Below are 16,924 nucleotides of genomic sequence, written 5' to 3'. Positions count from 1 at the left end.
AGGGGCAACATTCACACAACAGATTTATTGGCGCAGCATAAAAAACGCGCGTTAGATCACGCTTTGTGCGAAATGCCCAAAATGTGTGCTTCTGGCGCACTGCCGTCGAGCAAGGCTTGTGTGGAACCGTCGTAATAAATACGTCCATCAACCACCAATAAAGTGCGTGGCGCGATACGCGCGGCGTCGTCCAGATTGTGCGATACCATCAGCAATGTCAGTTGGCGTTGGTCGCACACTTCACGCAACAGTTGCAGCATTTCAAAACGCAACGCGGGGTCGAGCGCCGAAAAGGGTTCGTCCAGCAGAAGAATCGGCTGTTGACGAATCAAGCAACGTGCCAATGCCGCTCGTTGACGTTGACCACCAGAAAGTTGAGAGGGCAAGCGTGACAGATGTTCTTCCAGCCCGACTTGTTGAGCTATCTGGGTGAGTTGTTGTTTTTGCTTGCTGTTTAAACGTAAACCGGGGTCTAGCCCCAACCCGATGTTCTGCGCCACCGTAAGATGGGCGAACAGATTATTCTCCTGAAACAACATCGATACCGGGCGTTTAGCGGGTGGTGTGGCGGTGTGATCGTGACTATCGAGCCACATTTTGCCGCTGGCGGCCGGTAGGAAACCCGCAATCAGGCTTAGAAGCGTACTTTTACCCGCACCACTGGGGCCGAGCACGGCGACGCGTTCACCCGGTTGAATGCGCAGCTCAAAGCGCATTGGCAAGTGTTCATACAGATAAGTCAGTTTATCTAATGTGATCATGGCGACCCGGTAAACGTTCAATCAAGGTAAATAACAGGAAACATAACATCAGCAATAACAACGCGGTAACTGCGCCGTCGTTGCTGCGATAAGCACCAATCTGTTGGTACAAGTAGAATGGCAAGGTGCGGAATTGCTCGTTGCCGAATAGCGCTACGACACCGAAATCACCCAGCGAGAGCACGCAAGCAAAGGCCAACGCTTGTGCTAACGGGCGGCGTAACGCTTTTAGTTCGATCCAACGCAGGCGCTGCCAACCATGCATATCCAGCGACAGACACAGCGGATTGTAGCGCTCGGCCAGATCGCGCATCGGGTTTTCCAGCACTTTTAGCGCGTAAGGTACCGCCATCAGTGCATTGGTGAGGATCACCAACGCATAAGGGGACTGCGGCAGGCCGAGGGTGTCGTTCAATAACAAGAAGAAACCGGTCGCCAGTACGATGCCTGGCATGGCCAAAATCAGCATCCCACTCAGTTCCAGCGCCTGTCCCCAACGATGTCGTTGCTGTAATTTCAACTCGCGGCTGCTCCATAGCAACATCATGGTCAGCACGATGCACAATAGGCCAGCGCCCAGAGCGATCCGCAGCGAGGTGAATAGCGCCTGCCATAGTACCTGCTGCTGCAACACGCTGATTAACGCCTGATTAGCACCGTCGACGATCACCGCCAGCAATGGCGGTAGCAATAACAACAGGGCGGCGGTGATCAGGGTGAAATCACAGAGACGGCGGCGTAAATTATCTTCTGGGTTGCGCCAGATTTGTGCATGGGTATGTCCCACCGGTAGCGCTTGGCTGAGGCGTTGGCTGACAATCACCAATCCCAGACAACATGCCAGTTGGATGAGTGCCAACAGCGCGGCGCGATTGAGATCGTAGTCGTAACTGAGCGCCTGATAGATAGCCAGTTCGATGGTGGTGGCCTGTGGCCCGCCGCCGAGTGAGAGCACAGTGGCAAAACTGGCGAAGCACAGCATAAAAATCAGGGCGGCGCTGGGTAGGATTTGGCGACGTAACGCGGGCCATTCGACAAAACGGAACTGTTGCCAGCCGTTCATGCCCAACTGTGCCGCAAGCTGGCGCTGTTCTGTCGGAATATTTTCTAATGACTGCAATAACAAACGTGTCGCTAGCGGCATGTTGAAAAACATATGCGCCAGCAGGATGCCTTGCAGGCCGTAAGGTGAAAAACTGTAATTGATGCCCAGCCAACCACATAGCGCGGCTAACCAACCTTGGCGGCCATATACACTAAGCAAACCGAATACCGCGACCAGTACCGGAAGCACCAACGTCATGGCACATAGGCGTAATAACAGTGTGCGACCGGGGAAGTGGCGACGGTATAACGCTCGCGCCAGCAGAATGGCTGGCAGCACGGAAACCAACGCCGATAACAGCGCTTGCCAGAACGTGAAACGCACCACGTGCCACAGATAACTGTCTTGCCAGATAACCACCTGCCAATCGCTTTGCGGTGCGTGTCGCCATAGCGATCCAAACGCCAGTAAAGCGATCAGCAGGATCAGGCCGCAGGCGATCAGCCCCGGCCAGAGCCAACGGGCGATTAGCGGCTGACGGCGGTTTGCCATGTCCGAATCCAATTACCTCGTTGTTTCGCCACTTCTGTCGAACTGTATTGCAATGCAGTTTGCGGAACGGTCATTTGATCAAACCCGGCTGGCAACGTGGTTTTGATCACCGGATACATCCAGTTGCCGGTTGGGATACTGTCTTGGAATGCTGGCGTTAGCATAAATTGCATAAAGCGTTCTGCCAGCTCCGGCTGCTTGCTGGCTTTCAACTTGCCAGCGACTTCCACTTGCAGGTAGTGGCCTTCGCTGAAGTTGGCGGCGGCGTAGTTATCTTTCTTCTCGGCAATTAAATGGTAAGCCGGGGAAGTGGTGTAACTGAGCACCAAATCACCTTCACCTTTCAGGAACAAACCGTAAGCCTCACTCCAACCTTTAGTGACGGTAACGGTTTTCTTGGCCAATTGTTGCCACGCTTGTGGAGCTTGATCGCCATACACTTTTTGCATCCATAACAGCAGACCTAACCCCGGTGTACTGGTGCGTGGATCTTCGTAAATCACTTTCCACGGCTGATCGCTTTCCACCAATTCTTTCAGGCTTTTCGGCGGGTTTTTCAGTTTCTGTTTGTTGTAAACAAAGGCGAAATAGCCGTAATCATAAGGCACGAAGGTTGTGTCCTGCCAGCCGCCCGGAACGGTCAATTTACTGGTGTCGACATCGCTAGGTGCGAACAAGCCGGTTTGTTGTGCGGCTTGTAACAGGTTGTTATCTAACCCAAGTACGACGTCAGCACTGCTGTTTTTGCCTTCCATACGTAGACGGTTGAGCAACGAGACTCCATCTTCCAGCGCGACAAATTTCAGTTCGCAATTGCAGTCAGCTTCAAAGGCTTTTTTGACCGCTGGGCCGGGTCCCCAATCGGCAGCAAAGGAATCGTAGGTGTAAACCGTTAACGTCGGCTTGGCGAACACTGGCGCAGCGGCCAGTAATAATAGGCAGGGCAGTAATTTTTTGAACACTTTGCACTCCTGAAAAATAGGGGGCAAGGCATCTGAGTGGTGGCAGTGAAGCTCGCTCAAATCCCTCCGCCGGCATGACTCCGGATCAGGTTCGACGGGTTTACTCTCAGCCCAAAACCGTATTGTGTTTTGGACACCCCGTTGAGACGGCGCAATTGTAAAGGTAAAGTTGCGTAGGTGAAAGTCACTTTATTTCCACCATACTTTCAAGCTATCTCTTTGTTAGCTGCATTACTTGGCTTATGTATGAGTCTTGCCTCGGTAAGCTCATTTTCCATCAACGCAGTCATAACATGGCCATGTGTATTGGTGAACAGTGCTCTTACTCATGAGCTATGGGGACAGGATGTAGGCGATGGGGTTGCCGATATGATGGTTTGGATTTGCAGTTATTGGGAGTTCTGCGTAACGGAATGCGACTCACTACAGATAGTTAGTCATCACGATGTCCATTAGATCAGGGTTTGGAACCGACTCAACTCCTTCACTGTTTGTGGTAAGCCTTGCCGGATAAGCGCATTAAGATACTCATCAACTGTTTTTTGGTGGTTTTCTCAAGCTGCGACGTTGTTTGTTTACTGCAGAAAGTACAAGTGCCTGATTCAAATCGAACAGATCAGTAATAAAATCATCTGGATGTAGTGCTTCAATACCAAAAATATCAAGCGATTGTAGGGGGAAATCCTTCAGATTGAACGTGACTATAATCTCTGCATTGCTACGGATCGCTGCAGCAACAACATGCCGATCATCTGCATCGGGGATATCGATACTGGCAACCAGTGGTTCAAATCCCGAAACCATCGCATCAGGAATCGCTTGATTCATGAGTACGCCCGTTCTTTTGATTTGGGTGGCGTCAAGATCTGGCCTATCGGCAATCAAGTTACGTTGCCATTCATGTTCAATAACGACCGTCCACTTAGGTTGATACAGCCCAGTTAATCCTAGGTGCATCAATAAATCCCGTAGTAACGATGGGTAAAGCACACAAGCATCTAAAACTACGGGATAAGGTGAGTGAGTCATTAGTAAAATCCAAGCTCCTGACTGTGGTCTGCCAATTCCTGCATGGCCTCATTGCTTTTATTATCCCGCTGTTCTTTGTACCCCATCAGGTCAGCAAAAAGCACGCGGCGGTGACGACCAGTTTTATGGAAGGGTAGCTTACCTTCCTCCAACAATTTCACCATGTGTGGACGTGAAACATTCAGAATATTGGCGGCTTCCTGCGTAGTTAATTCCGCATGCACAGGAACAACCTGAACCGCGTTACCCACGGCCAACTCACCTAAAATTGACATAAGCAGTGTCAGTGAAGACGTCGGTAATTCGATTTGATGAGTGTTGTTATCTGCGTCCTGAATCGAAATCTTTTGTGTTTCCACCTTCGTGGAGAGATAGGTAGCAAGTTCCCTTTGTCCACGTACTGCGGCCTCAATCTCCCTTGGAGCTGGAAGGCTCAAGTTATCAAGAATTGAGTTTGTCATTTCAGTATTCCAATTTAAGTTTACGATGAAGTTTTCAGTTTCAGATTAGGGGGTTAATGTTAATTGTGATTCGCTATAAATTATTTTATTCGAAATAAACGAAAATCGCAATAAACGAAACGAACTCCCCCGAGAGTGACTTGGAAGAAACTCATTGGATTTACTTGATGTACTCGAATTATTTAGGGTCTACCTCCGGCGGTGCAAACCAAGCTGATTTGAAGTCAAACCAACCTAGGGTATTCATGCGCACACCGCGCATGGTGCGTTGACCATGCAGTTGCAGCCAGTGGTGGAATAAAGGATGTAACTGATGCTGGCTAACCAATCGTTGGCAAAATTCAGCCAGCGGTAGGGCGTTAGCTCGCCATAAATCGGCATCCTGACGAAGATCTTCGTTCATACAATGCTGGATTAACGGTGTTTCATAGAGCGTAGCGAACAGCGAAAATTCTAACGGTAAGGTGAAGTTGGCGCTGCCGAGCCATAAGTCGCTGTTGGCTTCACCTTTGTGCCAGATGTCATAGTCGACAATTTGAATCTTCAACTGGATGTCGTGCTGCGCCAGCAAGGGCTCGATCGCTTGCTGGATGGCGTGAAACTCTGAGTGCTCGTTGTAATAGGTCAGCGTCAACTCGGTGAGCCCGCTGGGTTTGGGTTGTTGCGTTAACGCTCGGTTGTGATGCCAGCGGGGTAACAGGCCGTAGGCCGGAGACCAATAACGTTGATAGATTGCTCCGGCGTTGCTCAACAAAGAGATCGGGTTAATCAGTTCACATAACCAACTGCGGATAGCCGGATCGGCCACTAAGGTTGAACGTTGATCGAACAGTAGGAAATAGCAGCCTTCCTCCAACCGACTTTCCAACTCATTTTTACCGGTATCGTCTCCCTGTAATTGCACACCGGAATGTACCAGTTCTTCGCTTACCTCCGGCAATACCCAGATATTGACCTCATCGATCAGGGCGCGGTAACCGAAATAATCATCAAAAGCATGAATTTTCATTTGGCTTGGGTGATTGCGCACCACGCTATAGGGGCCAGTACCCACGGGGTGGCGCGCAAAGTCAGGCAGATTCGGCCATTCGTGCGGCAAGATCATGGCCTGTACACTGCCGAGCAGCCAAGGTAGCCAGTAATCGGGATTGTGTAGGTGGATGTCGATCACATAAGGAATTGATGATTCTATTTTTTCGAGATGGGCAAACAGCGGTTGTGGGATCAAACGCGTTAGGGAATCGATCACATCCTTCATTTCCAACTCACGTCCATGATGGAAATGGATCGCTGGGCGTAGATAAAAACGCCAATGCAACGGGGTAATTTGTTGCCAGTGATGGGCCAAATCCGATTCTAGTTCCCCATTTTCCTCATTTATCCGTGTTAGGCCGCTAAAAATCTGGCGCGCCAGATGGGTTTCTGAGCGTCGTAAGGGGGAACCGGGTAATAGGTTATAGAACTGTCGGTAATACAGCACTCGCAAGATATGCTTCCCTTGCCGGAAGCTGCGCCCTAGCTGAGATAGCAGCATTTGGCGTACCGCTTTTTTATCCCCCACCAATTGCACTAATTGATCGATACGATCCTGTTCCAGCAATTCCTCTGCGCGCTGCTGCTGCAATGCCAGCCCGGTGTAGTGGAAAGTCAGTTGTGAACGCTTACCACGCCCAGCTTCTGCTTGCCAGCTTAACCAACCTTCTTGTTGCATAGTGCCCAGTAATGAACGCACGTGGCGACGTGAGCAACTGAGCACGGTGGCCAGTTCCTGCAGCGTGGTTTCGGTGGTTTGCCCTTGGCAACGTTGCCAGAGACGGATGAACTGTTGTTGTAAGCGTGAGGTGGACATAAAAGAGGAACTCTCCGGTATCAGCCCATCAATTTATCTTTCCCTATATTACGCCGATACTTTTCCTCAATGAAAGCGGAGGAGGAATGGCAAATGACACTTTCTTTATCAAAACAGTTTTATCAGCGCTATTTCACTGCCGTTCGTCAGCAACATGTCGATTGGCTGAAAATGGTGCCCGAGCAGGCACGGCTAGAGATGTTAACTCATTTGACCCAGTGGGATATTAACTCCCTGACCGACAAGCAATATCGCGAACATCTATAGATTGCGTCTCCAAAAGATTTCAAGTTGCAGCTAGGCGGCAAGCGACTGAGTCCCTAGGAGCTTAGATAGCTAAGTGACTGGGGCGAAGAAGCGTAGCCAACAACGCAGCAGCTTGAAAGATGAAGGGGATAACAGTTTCTGAGTAATGGTGCTGTTCACCAGCCAGTGGGGAAACTCACTGGTTTTTTTATCTTTAATTGCGGCTTTCTTCCGCAATTTGCCTTCTGTAAGCTAATGCTCTTATTTTAGTCAGGGACGCAGGTTGTATGAACTCTAAACGCTGGTTGCCACGCCGTTTTAATCCCGTTTTTGCTGCTTTTCTGATTGTGGCGTTTCTTGCCGGGATTGCCGGTGCGCTTCAAGCACCCACGCTGAGCCTGTTCCTGACCACCGAAGTTAAAGCGCGTCCGCTGTGGGTGGGGATGTTTTATACCGTCAACGCCATTGCCGGGATTGCAGTCAGTTTCCTGCTGGCGAAGCGTTCTGATACCCGTGGCGATCGGCGCAAACTGATCCTGATATGTTTCCTGATGGCGGTAGGTAATAGTCTGCTGTTTGCCTTTAACCGTGATTATCTGACGTTGATCACGGCTGGGGTATTACTGGCGGCGGTGGCGAATACCGCGATGCCGCAAATCTTCGCTTTAGCGCGGGAGTATGCTGATAATTCGGCGCGTGAAGTGGTGATGTTCAGCTCGGTAATGCGTGCGCAATTGTCATTGGCGTGGGTGATTGGCCCACCGTTGTCGTTCATGTTAGCGTTGACTTACGGTTTTACCGTGATGTTTATCAGCGCCGCGACCATCTTTGTTATCAGCGCGTTGTTGGTCTGGTTTTTCCTGCCTTCGGTACCTCGAGCGATTCAAAGCGTTAATCCTGATGAGCCGCCAGTCGCTCCTGTCAGCGCTTGGCGCGATCCGGATGTGCGTGGGTTGTTCATCGCTTCGATGCTGATGTGGACCTGCAACACCATGTATATCATCGATATGCCGCTGTATATTACCGCTGATTTGGGGCTGCCCGAGCGTTTGGCTGGGTTACTGATGGGAACCGCTGCTGGGCTCGAAATCCCGGCCATGTTACTGGCGGGGTATTACGTCAAACGTTTTGGTAAGCGCCGCATGATGCTGGTGGCGGTGGCGGCGGGTGTGCTGTTTTATGGTGGGTTGGTACTCTTCAAATTCAAAACCGCGCTGATGGTGCTGCAACTGTTTAACGCGGTATTTATCGGTATTATCGCCGGTATCGGAATGCTCTATTTCCAAGACTTGATGCCTGGCAGACCGGGCGCCGCTACTACATTGTTCACTAACAGTATTTCTACCGGGGTGATTTTAGCCGGGATATTACAAGGGGCGTTGGTGGAGAACCTAGGGCATTACGCGGTGTACTGGTTGGCAACCCTTTTAGCGATGCTGGCTTGGTTTATGTGCACCCGTGTACGGGAAGTGTGAAAAGTAACATCATTAATCTTGATGTATGTCATTGAGAACATTACTGCATTCCATCAATCTAAACGGATTCGGGGCATATCCGATGTGCCCTTTCTCATCTCTTTGAAGAGATGCTAATTCGTGGGGATGTTATGGATAGATTAACTCCGCTCAAACCTGTTCCTTCCTTGATTGCTATCGCTGCCGCTCTGATTATCTGGTTCGTTATTCCTGCTCCGGAAGGTGTCGCGCCTAACGCTTGGCAACTGTTGGCACTGTTTATCGGTACTATCATCGCCATTATTGGCAAGGCGATGCCGATTGGTGCGGTTTCGGTGATTGCTATTGCTTTGGTTGCGTTAACTGGCGTGACCAATCCCGGTAAACCGGGGGCAGCGCTGAATGATGCTCTCAGTGGTTTCTCCAACTCCCTAATCTGGTTGATTGGTTTCTCAATCATGATTTCCCTTAGCCTGAATAAAACGGGCTTGGGGGCGCGTATTGGCTATTACTTTATCTCGCTGTTTGGCAAAAAAACCTTGGGGATTGCCTATGCGCTGACATTGGCAGAAACCACGTTGGCACCGGTAACACCGAGTAATACCGCGCGTGGCGGTGGGATTATCCACCCAATTATGAAGTCGATTGCCGATAGTTTTGATTCCAAGCCGGAATTGGAAACCTCCGGTAAGATTGGGCGTTATCTGTCATTGGTGAATTACAATATTAACCCAATCACCTCGGCGATGTTTATCACGGCAACCGCGCCTAACCCATTGATTGTCAGTCTGATCGCCAAAGGAACGCATGACAGTATTGAGCTAAGTTGGTTGTCTTGGGCGCTAGCGGCTTTGGTTCCGGCCATTTGTTCCTTGATTGTGATGCCGTTGGTGATTTATCTGCTGTACCCACCTGAAATTAAAAGTACGCCTAACGCACCGCGTTTTGCCCAAGAGAAGCTTCAGGCATTAGGTCCGGTGACGTTACCGGAGAAAATCACGCTGGCCGTTTTCGCACTCTTGCTGGTGCTATGGGCAGGTATTCCTGCGATGATCTTTGGCTCGGCGTTGGCGGTGAATCCGACCACTGCGGCGTTAGTCGGCCTGGCTATTCTGTTGGCTAGCGGAGTACTGAGTTGGGAAGATATCCTGAAAAATAAAGGTGCTTGGGATACGGTGGTGTGGTTCTCTGCGTTGGTGATGATGGCCAGTTTCCTCGGTAAATTGGGGTTGATATCTTGGCTGTCACAAACCGTGGGGGCGGGGATCTCGCATTTGGGCATGAGCTGGGTTGGCGGTACCATTCTGTTGGTGATGGTTTATCTCTATTCCCACTATTTCTTCGCCAGCACCACTGCGCATATCACCGCGATGTATGCCGCGTTCTTTGCTGCCGGTATTGCATTGGGCGCGCCACCCGCGTTGCTTGGTTTGATTCTAGCGTTCTCTTCTTCGCTGATGATGTCGTTGACTCACTACGGCACAGGTACCGCACCAATTGTCTTTGGTTCGGGTTACGCAACGTTGGGGGAATGGTGGAAAACAGGTTTTGTGATGAGCGTGGTTAACTTACTGATTTGGGGCGTCGTGGGGGGAGTGTGGTGGAAGTTTCTCGGTTATTGGTAATGTTAAAAACAACCCGCCAGCTGGCGGGTTGTTAGCTTAATAACTTAGTTCAAAAACGCGGGCTGTTTGGCTTCGTAGCTTGAGATGTCTGCTGCGTGTTGCAGCGTCAGCCCAATGCTGTCCAAGCCGTTAATCATGCAGTGACGGCGGAAACTGTCGATCTCGAACGAATAGCTTTTGCCACCGGCATTAACTACCTGATTTTCCAGATCGACCACGAACTCGATGCCTTCCTGACTCTCCACCAATTTGAACAGCGTATCGACATCGCTGTCGCTCAATGTGACGGGCAGAAGTTGGTTGTTGAACGAGTTGCCGTAGAAAATATCCGCAAAACTCGGTGCGATCACCACTTTAAAACCGTAGTCGGTCAGTGCCCAAGGTGCGTGTTCACGGGAGGAACCGCAACCGAAGTTCTCACGTGCTAGCAGGATACTCGCGCCTTGGTAACGTGGTTTGTTCAGTATGAACTCTGGGTTCGGTTTCTGACCGGCGTCATCGAGGAAACGCCAGTCATTGAACAGATGCTGACCAAAACCGGTACGAGTGACTTTCTGCAAAAACTGTTTTGGGATAATGGCGTCGGTATCGACGTTAGCCGCGTCCAGAGGCACCACTAAACCGGTATGTTGAGTAAATTTAGCCACGGTTGTGCCCCTTAGTGAATGTCACGGATATCGGCGAAATGACCGGCAACGGCTGCGGCTGCGGCCATTGCTGGGCTGACCAGATGGGTACGCCCACCACGGCCCTGACGCCCTTCAAAGTTACGGTTGCTGGTGGATGCGCAGCGTTCGCCTGGTTCCAGACGATCGTTGTTCATCGCCAAGCACATTGAACAGCCCGGCAAGCGCCATTCGAAACCCGCTTCGATAAAGATTTTATCCAAGCCTTCTGCTTCCGCCTGTGCTTTCACCGGGCCAGAACCTGGCACTACGATCGCTTGTACGTTGCTGGCAACTTTACGCCCTTTGGCGATCGCGGCTGCTGCGCGCAGATCTTCAATACGCGAGTTGGTACAAGAACCGATAAACACTTTGTCGATTGGTACTTCGGTCAGTTTGATGCCCGGTTTCAGATCCATATACGCCAGTGCTTTTTCAGCAGAGGCGCGTTCAACAGGGTCGCTGAATGATTCTGGCGCGGGGATTACCTGATTAACCGCAATCACCTGGCCTGGGTTGGTGCCCCAAGTGACCTGTGGCGCGATATCTTCCGCCCGCAGCGTGACGACAGCGTCAAATTTGGCGCCGGCGTCGGACTTCAGTGTGCGCCAGTAGGCCACGCCTTGTTCCCAGTTATCACCTGTTGGTGCGAACTGACGGTCTTTCAGATAGGCGAAAGTGGTGTCGTCCGGTGCAACTAATCCGGCTTTGGCACCCATTTCGATCGCCATGTTACACAGCGTCATGCGGCCCTCCATGCTCAGCGCTTCGATAGCTGAACCACAGAATTCCACCACATGACCGGTACCGCCAGCGCTACCGGTTTTGCCGATAATCGCTAATACGATATCTTTGGCGGTGATGCCTGCGGCGGCTTTGCCGGTCACTTCAATTTTCATGGTCTTGGCGCGCCCTTGTTTCAGGGTCTGGGTCGCCAATACGTGTTCCACTTCCGAAGTGCCAATACCGAACGCCAGTGAGCCAAAGGCACCGTGGGTGGCGGTATGGGAGTCACCGCAGACGATAGTCATGCCCGGCAACGTCATGCCTTGTTCTGGGCCGATCACGTGGACGATGCCTTGGAACGGGTGATTCAGGTCATACAACTGCACGCCAAATTCAGCGCAGTTCTTGATCAGTTCTTGCATCTGGATACGTGCCATCTCGCCGCTGGCGTTGATGTCTTTGGTCTGAGTCGACACGTTGTGATCCATAGTGGCAAAGGTTTTGCCCGGCTGACGCACTTTACGCCCCATGGCACGCAGGCCGTCAAACGCTTGCGGAGACGTCACTTCATGCACCAGATGGCGATCGATGTATAACAGTGGCGTTTCGTTGGGCGCTTCATACACTACGTGGGCGTCGTATAATTTCTGATATAAGGTCTTGGCCATGAGTTATGCCCCCTCGGTGATGAAACGAGCGATAACGTCACCCATTTCATTGGTACTGATTGCTTTGCCGTTACCGGCCAGATCGGCGGTACGGTAACCCTGTTCCAACGCTTGGTTGATCGCGCGCTCGATGGCGTCAGCGGCTTCGTCAGCCCCCAAGCTGTAACGCAGCAGCAGCGTGGCGGATAGGATCTGGGCGATCGGGTTAGCGATACCTTTACCCGCGATGTCCGGCGCAGAACCGCCGGCCGGTTCGTACAGGCCGAAACCTTGCTCGTTCAGGCTGGCAGAAGGCAACATGCCCATTGAACCGGTGATCATCGCGCATTCGTCAGACAGAATGTCGCCGAACAGGTTGGAGCACAGCAGCACGTCGAACTGGGACGGATCTTTAATCAACTGCATAGTGGCGTTGTCGATATACATGTGCGACAGCGACACGTCCGGGTAGTCTTTTGCCACTTGAGTGACCACTTCGCGCCACAGAATTGAACTTTGCAGCACGTTGGCTTTGTCGATCGAGGTGACTTTGTTACGGCGCTTACGTGCAGATTCAAAGGCGATACGTGCGATACGTTCGATCTCGAAGCGGTGATACACCTCGGTGTCGAAAGCGCGTTCTTGCAACCCTTGGCCTTCGCGGCCTTTTGGCTGACCGAAATAGATACCGCCAGTCAACTCACGCACGCACAGGATGTCGAAGCCTTTAGCGGCAATATCGGCACGCAATGGGCAGAAATCTTCCAACCCTTGATACAGACGCGCCGGGCGCAAGTTGCTGAACAGTTTGAAATGCTTACGCAGTGGCAACAGAGCGCCGCGCTCTGGTTGTTCTGCCGGTGGCAAATTTTCCCATTTTGGGCCGCCCACGGAACCGAACAAAATCGCATCCGCTTGCTCGCAACCGGTGACGGTAGCCGCAGGTAACGGACTGCCGTGACGATCGATGGCGATACCACCTACGTCATGCTCGCTGGTGGTGATCTTCAGACCGAAACGCTGACGCACGGCGTCTAACACTTTGTGTGCCTGAGTCATTACTTCTGGGCCGATTCCGTCTCCGGGTAAGACGGCAATGTGGTAAGTTTTAGTCATGTTCACACTGTTTCCTGATTGTTTTGATGTTTGTTCTGCTGCAAGCGCTGCTTTTCTTTTTCTACTTGCTGTGAGCGCCAAATGTTGTTCAATACGTGGACCATCGCTTTCGCGGATGATTCAACAATATCGGTCGCCAGACCGACTCCGTGGAAGCGGCGGCCATTGTAAGAAACCACAATATCCACTTGTCCCAGCGCATCGCGTCCCTGACCTTTAGCGGTCAGTTGGTATTTCACCAGTTCGATGGGGTATTCGGTAATGCGGTTGATCGCTTGATAAACTGCATCAACGGGGCCGTTACCGGTCGCCGCTTCGGCTTTCTCTTCTTCACCACAGATCAGTTTCACTGATGCCGTAGCCATGATGCTGCTGCCGGATTGCACGCTGAAGTAGTCCAAGCTGAAATGCTCGGGTTCTTCCTGTTGCTTGTTGATAAACGCCAAGGCTTCCAAGTCGTAGTCAAACACTTGGCCTTTCTTGTCGGCCAGTTTCAGGAATGCGGCGTACAAATCATCCAGATTGAAATCACCTTCTTTATAACCCATCTCTTCCATACGGTGTTTCACCGCCGCACGGCCAGAACGAGAGGTCAGGTTCAACTGAACGTCTTTCAGACCGATGGTTTGTGGCGTCATGATTTCGTAGTTTTCGCGGTTTTTCAGTACGCCATCTTGGTGAATACCCGATGAGTGAGCGAAAGCATTGGAGCCGACGATGGCCTTGTTCGCCGGGATTGGCATGTTACACAGTTGGCTGACTAACTGGCTGGTGCGATAAATTTCTTGATGGTTAATGTTGGTGTGCACGTTCATAAAGTCTTGGCGTACTTTAATCGCCATGATCACTTCTTCTAATGAACAGTTACCGGCACGCTCACCGATACCGTTCAATGTCCCTTCAACCTGACGCGCACCCGCTTGTACCGCAGCGATAGAGTTACCCACCGCCATACCCAAATCATCGTGACAGTGGACGGAGATAATTGCTTTATCAATGTTAGGCACGCGGTCATACAGCGTGGTGATGATTCCGCCGAACTGGTTTGGCGTCGTGTAACCGACAGTATCTGGAATGTTGATGGTGGTAGCACCGGCATTGATCGCGGCTTCTACTACACGGCACAAATTATCAATTGGGGTACGGCCAGCGTCTTCGCAAGAGAATTCGACATCGTCGGTGTAGTTACGGGCGCGTTTCACCGAACGCACAGCCATTTCCAACACTTCATCGAAAGAACGCTTCAGTTTTGATTCAATATGCAGTGTCGAGGTTGCCAAGAACACATGAATACGGAACGCTTGCGCGACACGCAGCGCTTCGGCTGCGACGTCGATGTCTTTGTCTACACAGCGTGCTAAACCACAAACGCGGCTGTTTTTGATCTGGCGAGCAATGGTCTGGACTGATTCAAAATCGCCTGGTGAGGAAACGGGGAAACCCACTTCCATCACGTCAACACCCATCCTTTCCAGTGCCATGGCGATTTGAATTTTTTCTTTCACACTCAGACTAGCTTGTAATGCCTGCTCGCCATCACGCAGTGTGGTATCGAAAATAATGACTTGTTGGCTCATCGATTTGCTTCCTTATCGTGTTGATTTCACGCTAAGCGGGTAAAAAAAAACCCGCGCAGTAGCGCGGGTTTGTTATGAATGATGGGTTGAATTAGCCTTGAATTCCGTCCACCACACTACCGCGCAAAGGGGATGCGTTTAGTAGTAGGCCTAGTAGACGGTAAGTACGGTTCATGGGATTCAACTTCTCTGAAATTTTGCGTTGCCTAATTTGATACGTTATTGCGTGAGGCATGTCAACATTTGATTTAAATGGGGGGTGATGATTTTGTGTGGGGTAAAAATTTTTATCAGTAGATGATAGTTCGGTAAAAAAAGATGTATCTAGGTAAAAAAGAATGTCATCTTTGCGAGCCTTTTTGCATAAATGACTTGAATAGTGTGTTGCTCCATTGCTTCTAAATGTCGCTGCGATAAAATCCACATAAAGAAAAGCATGATAAAACAGTCATCCAGTGAAAAGAGTTGGCGACATTTTGTATTCGTATTGTAAATGCTTTTGGGCTGAGTCATATGATTTACAAATTTTATCTGAAACAAAATTAGAAAAGAGTAAATTAAGTAGCACCAAAGACACTCATTTTTAAATCGTATGATTGTTCAGGATCTATTTTTATGGTCTGATTCGATAACGGCTATGGATGTCTATCTGGATCTTATTACTTAAGAGCCATTGCTACCAATTTATTAGTGTGTCGTCGGCTGACATTCAGCGCTGATGAGTCGGGTAACATGCAGGATGCATCATGCTTAACCGTCGTGTCATTTTTTTATATGGGATGATGCTCGATTGTTATCTTAAGTAGATAGTAAAAGAGTTAACTAATTTCGCTATGCGGGAATAACGTAATGTCACTTTACCCATTAGGTTATCCATGCGCGTTGTGAAATTATCTACATAGGACTTAGTGGAGTTAGATATGTCTGAATATAATTCAGGAACCGTCTTAGAAAAAGAAACCAATGAAATTCATTTGCGTAGCGTTGATCTCAATTTGCTCACCGTTTTCGACGCTGTAATGCAAATGCAAAATATTACTCGTGCCGCTAATTCACTGGGAATGTCACAACCAGCGGTGAGCAACGCAGTTGCTCGCCTGAAAATTATGTTCAATGATGAGCTATTTGTACGTTTTGGTCGTGGCATTCAGCCCACCATGCGGGCGCGCCAACTTTTTGGCCCCGTTCGTCAAGCTCTACAATTAGTGCAAAATGAGTTGCCGGGAGCCGGTTTTGATGCATTGAGTAGCGATCGGGTATTCCCAATTGCTATCTGCAGTCCATTGGATTTACGGCTGACGGCTAAAATAATCAATAATGTCAAACAGATGGCACCTGATGTCCGTTTGCAGATAAAATCCTATCTAAACAACAATATTGAGCATCAGTTGCGTTACCAGGAAACCGAGTTCGTTATTGGCTATACGCGCTTTGAACATTCAGAATTTCACAGTACGGCATTGTTCGATGATGAGTTGGTACTGGTTGCGAAAAAAGAGCACCCGCGCATTATAGACAGTGTGACACAAGAGCAATTGTTGTCTGAGCTACATGCGGTTGTCTCATTAGAACGCTTCTGCTCTTTCAGCAAACCACTCTATATTGAAGATGTGACACAACGTATTGTCATGCAGCAGTGTACCGATTTATGCAGTGTATTAAACATTGTCTCCAAGACAGAGCTGATTGCCGTTGCTCCACGTTGGTTCGCGCAACAGCAGGCTGAATCTTTAGGGATAAAACTAATTCCACTGCCTTGGGAGAAGAAACATGTTACTTGTTATCTTTCCTGGCATGAGTCCGCTGAGCGTGATAAAGGACATCAATGGATGAAATCTGTTCTTGGTCAGTCTGAATTATTGCGTTAATTTCTCTCTTTATTAACCCGAAGGCCGGGATGTCCTTCGGGTTAATAATTCCCTCTTTAATAACTAATGGTGATAATAAACTAGGATTTTCCTTGTTCTTGTCTTTTTCGGTAATTATTCTTAATGCTAATAATAGATTTATTGTATAAATGTTACATTGGATAGATATTCTGATTTTATATTTTTACATGGCATTATCATCTGATTGTTGCAAGTTGCTCTTTCCTGATTTTCTCTTACCTAAACCCCTCTTTTTCTCAATCAACGACCATAATCCTGATAGATGGGAAAAATAACCTGAGTTTTAGCTCACACTTCAACGCTGAAATCCCTTCCACGAG

14 protein-coding genes, 1 pseudogene and 1 riboswitch are annotated in these 16,924 nt (G+C 49.8%); of the genes and pseudogenes, 4 read left to right on the top strand and 11 right to left on the bottom strand.

Going from position 1 to position 16,924, the window contains the following annotated elements; genetic code table 11:
* Positions 1 to 56: 56 nt before the first annotated feature.
* From thiQ to sgrR, 7 genes and pseudogenes are all read right to left on the bottom strand, one after another.
* The gene (gene thiQ / locus AC3ISQ_RS18520) at positions 57 to 761 is read right to left on the bottom strand and encodes a thiamine ABC transporter ATP-binding protein ThiQ (protein ID WP_489348873.1); all 705 of its coding nucleotides are present in this window, start codon (positions 759 to 761) and stop codon (positions 57 to 59) included.
* Entirely contained in the window at positions 745 to 2,358 is a 1,614-nt protein-coding gene (gene thiP, locus AC3ISQ_RS18515) for a thiamine/thiamine pyrophosphate ABC transporter permease ThiP (protein ID WP_489348872.1), read from the bottom strand. The genes thiQ and thiP overlap by 17 nt, the downstream gene beginning before the upstream one ends.
* Positions 2,334 to 3,320 carry a thiamine ABC transporter substrate binding subunit gene (thiB, locus tag AC3ISQ_RS18510; protein WP_489348870.1) on the bottom strand — a complete coding sequence of 329 codons (987 nt, stop codon included), beginning with the start codon at positions 3,318 to 3,320 and terminating at the stop codon, positions 2,334 to 2,336. Before thiB ends, thiP begins: the two co-directional genes overlap by 25 nt.
* 43 nt (positions 3,321 to 3,363) lie before the next feature.
* Positions 3,364 to 3,471, bottom strand: a riboswitch (TPP riboswitch).
* Positions 3,472 to 3,772: 301 nt separating this feature from the next.
* Positions 3,773 to 3,835, bottom strand: a pseudogene (locus AC3ISQ_RS18505) (hypothetical protein); the annotation flags it as partial.
* A 16-nt stretch (positions 3,836 to 3,851) separates the two neighbouring features.
* The gene (locus AC3ISQ_RS18500; protein WP_489348868.1) at positions 3,852 to 4,349 is read right to left on the bottom strand and encodes a PIN domain-containing protein; all 498 of its coding nucleotides are present in this window, start codon (positions 4,347 to 4,349) and stop codon (positions 3,852 to 3,854) included.
* Entirely contained in the window at positions 4,349 to 4,810 is a 462-nt protein-coding gene (locus AC3ISQ_RS18495; RefSeq protein ID WP_489348867.1) for a helix-turn-helix domain-containing protein, read from the bottom strand. Before AC3ISQ_RS18495 ends, AC3ISQ_RS18500 begins: the two co-directional genes overlap by 1 nt.
* A 178-nt stretch (positions 4,811 to 4,988) precedes the next feature.
* Positions 4,989 to 6,659 (bottom strand): HTH-type transcriptional regulator SgrR, encoded by a 1,671-nt coding sequence (gene sgrR, locus AC3ISQ_RS18490; RefSeq protein ID WP_489348865.1) that lies wholly within the window; start codon positions 6,657 to 6,659, stop codon positions 4,989 to 4,991.
* 93 nt (positions 6,660 to 6,752) lie between these two features.
* On the opposite strand from sgrR, the gene sgrT reads away from it, so the two are divergent.
* The 3 genes from sgrT to AC3ISQ_RS18475 all read left to right on the top strand — a co-directional run bounded on the left by sgrT (position 6,753) and on the right by AC3ISQ_RS18475 (position 9,984).
* Positions 6,753 to 6,926 (top strand): glucose uptake inhibitor SgrT, encoded by a 174-nt coding sequence (gene sgrT, locus AC3ISQ_RS18485; RefSeq protein ID WP_489348864.1) that lies wholly within the window; start codon positions 6,753 to 6,755, stop codon positions 6,924 to 6,926.
* A gap of 266 nt (positions 6,927 to 7,192) precedes the next feature.
* Entirely contained in the window at positions 7,193 to 8,380 is a 1,188-nt protein-coding gene (locus AC3ISQ_RS18480; protein ID WP_489348863.1) for a sugar efflux transporter, read from the top strand.
* Positions 8,381 to 8,511: 131 nt separating this feature from the next.
* Positions 8,512 to 9,984 carry a DASS family sodium-coupled anion symporter gene (locus AC3ISQ_RS18475; protein ID WP_489348861.1) on the top strand — a complete coding sequence of 491 codons (1,473 nt, stop codon included), beginning with the start codon at positions 8,512 to 8,514 and terminating at the stop codon, positions 9,982 to 9,984.
* Positions 9,985 to 10,028: 44 nt separating this feature from the next.
* Here AC3ISQ_RS18475 and leuD read toward each other — a convergent pair whose 3' ends face one another.
* Genes leuD through leuA form a run of 4 tightly spaced genes read right to left on the bottom strand, consistent with a single transcriptional unit; the run spans position 10,029 to position 14,715 of the window.
* Complete coding sequence (leuD, locus tag AC3ISQ_RS18470) at positions 10,029 to 10,631, bottom strand: 3-isopropylmalate dehydratase small subunit (RefSeq protein WP_489348860.1); 603 nt, start codon at positions 10,629 to 10,631, stop codon at positions 10,029 to 10,031.
* Positions 10,632 to 10,642: 11 nt separating this feature from the next.
* Positions 10,643 to 12,043: a 3-isopropylmalate dehydratase large subunit gene (gene leuC / locus AC3ISQ_RS18465; protein WP_489348858.1), complete on the bottom strand. Its 1,401-nt coding sequence runs from the start codon at positions 12,041 to 12,043 to the stop codon at positions 10,643 to 10,645.
* A gap of 3 nt (positions 12,044 to 12,046) precedes the next feature.
* Positions 12,047 to 13,138, bottom strand: coding sequence for a 3-isopropylmalate dehydrogenase (gene leuB / locus AC3ISQ_RS18460; protein ID WP_489348857.1), 1,092 nt, complete (start codon positions 13,136 to 13,138; stop codon positions 12,047 to 12,049).
* 2 nt (positions 13,139 to 13,140) lie between these two features.
* Positions 13,141 to 14,715 (bottom strand): 2-isopropylmalate synthase, encoded by a 1,575-nt coding sequence (leuA, locus tag AC3ISQ_RS18455; RefSeq protein WP_489348855.1) that lies wholly within the window; start codon positions 14,713 to 14,715, stop codon positions 13,141 to 13,143.
* Between the two features lie 920 nt (positions 14,716 to 15,635).
* Between leuA and leuO the strand changes: the two genes are divergently transcribed.
* A complete protein-coding gene (leuO, locus tag AC3ISQ_RS18450) occupies positions 15,636 to 16,583 on the top strand; it encodes a transcriptional regulator LeuO (protein ID WP_489348853.1) in 948 nt (315 codons plus the stop codon).
* Positions 16,584 to 16,924: the final 341 nt, after the last annotated feature.

This window comes from Serratia sp. KH_031 (assembly GCF_057839655.1).
This window is presented reverse-complemented; position numbering and strand designations above follow the sequence as displayed.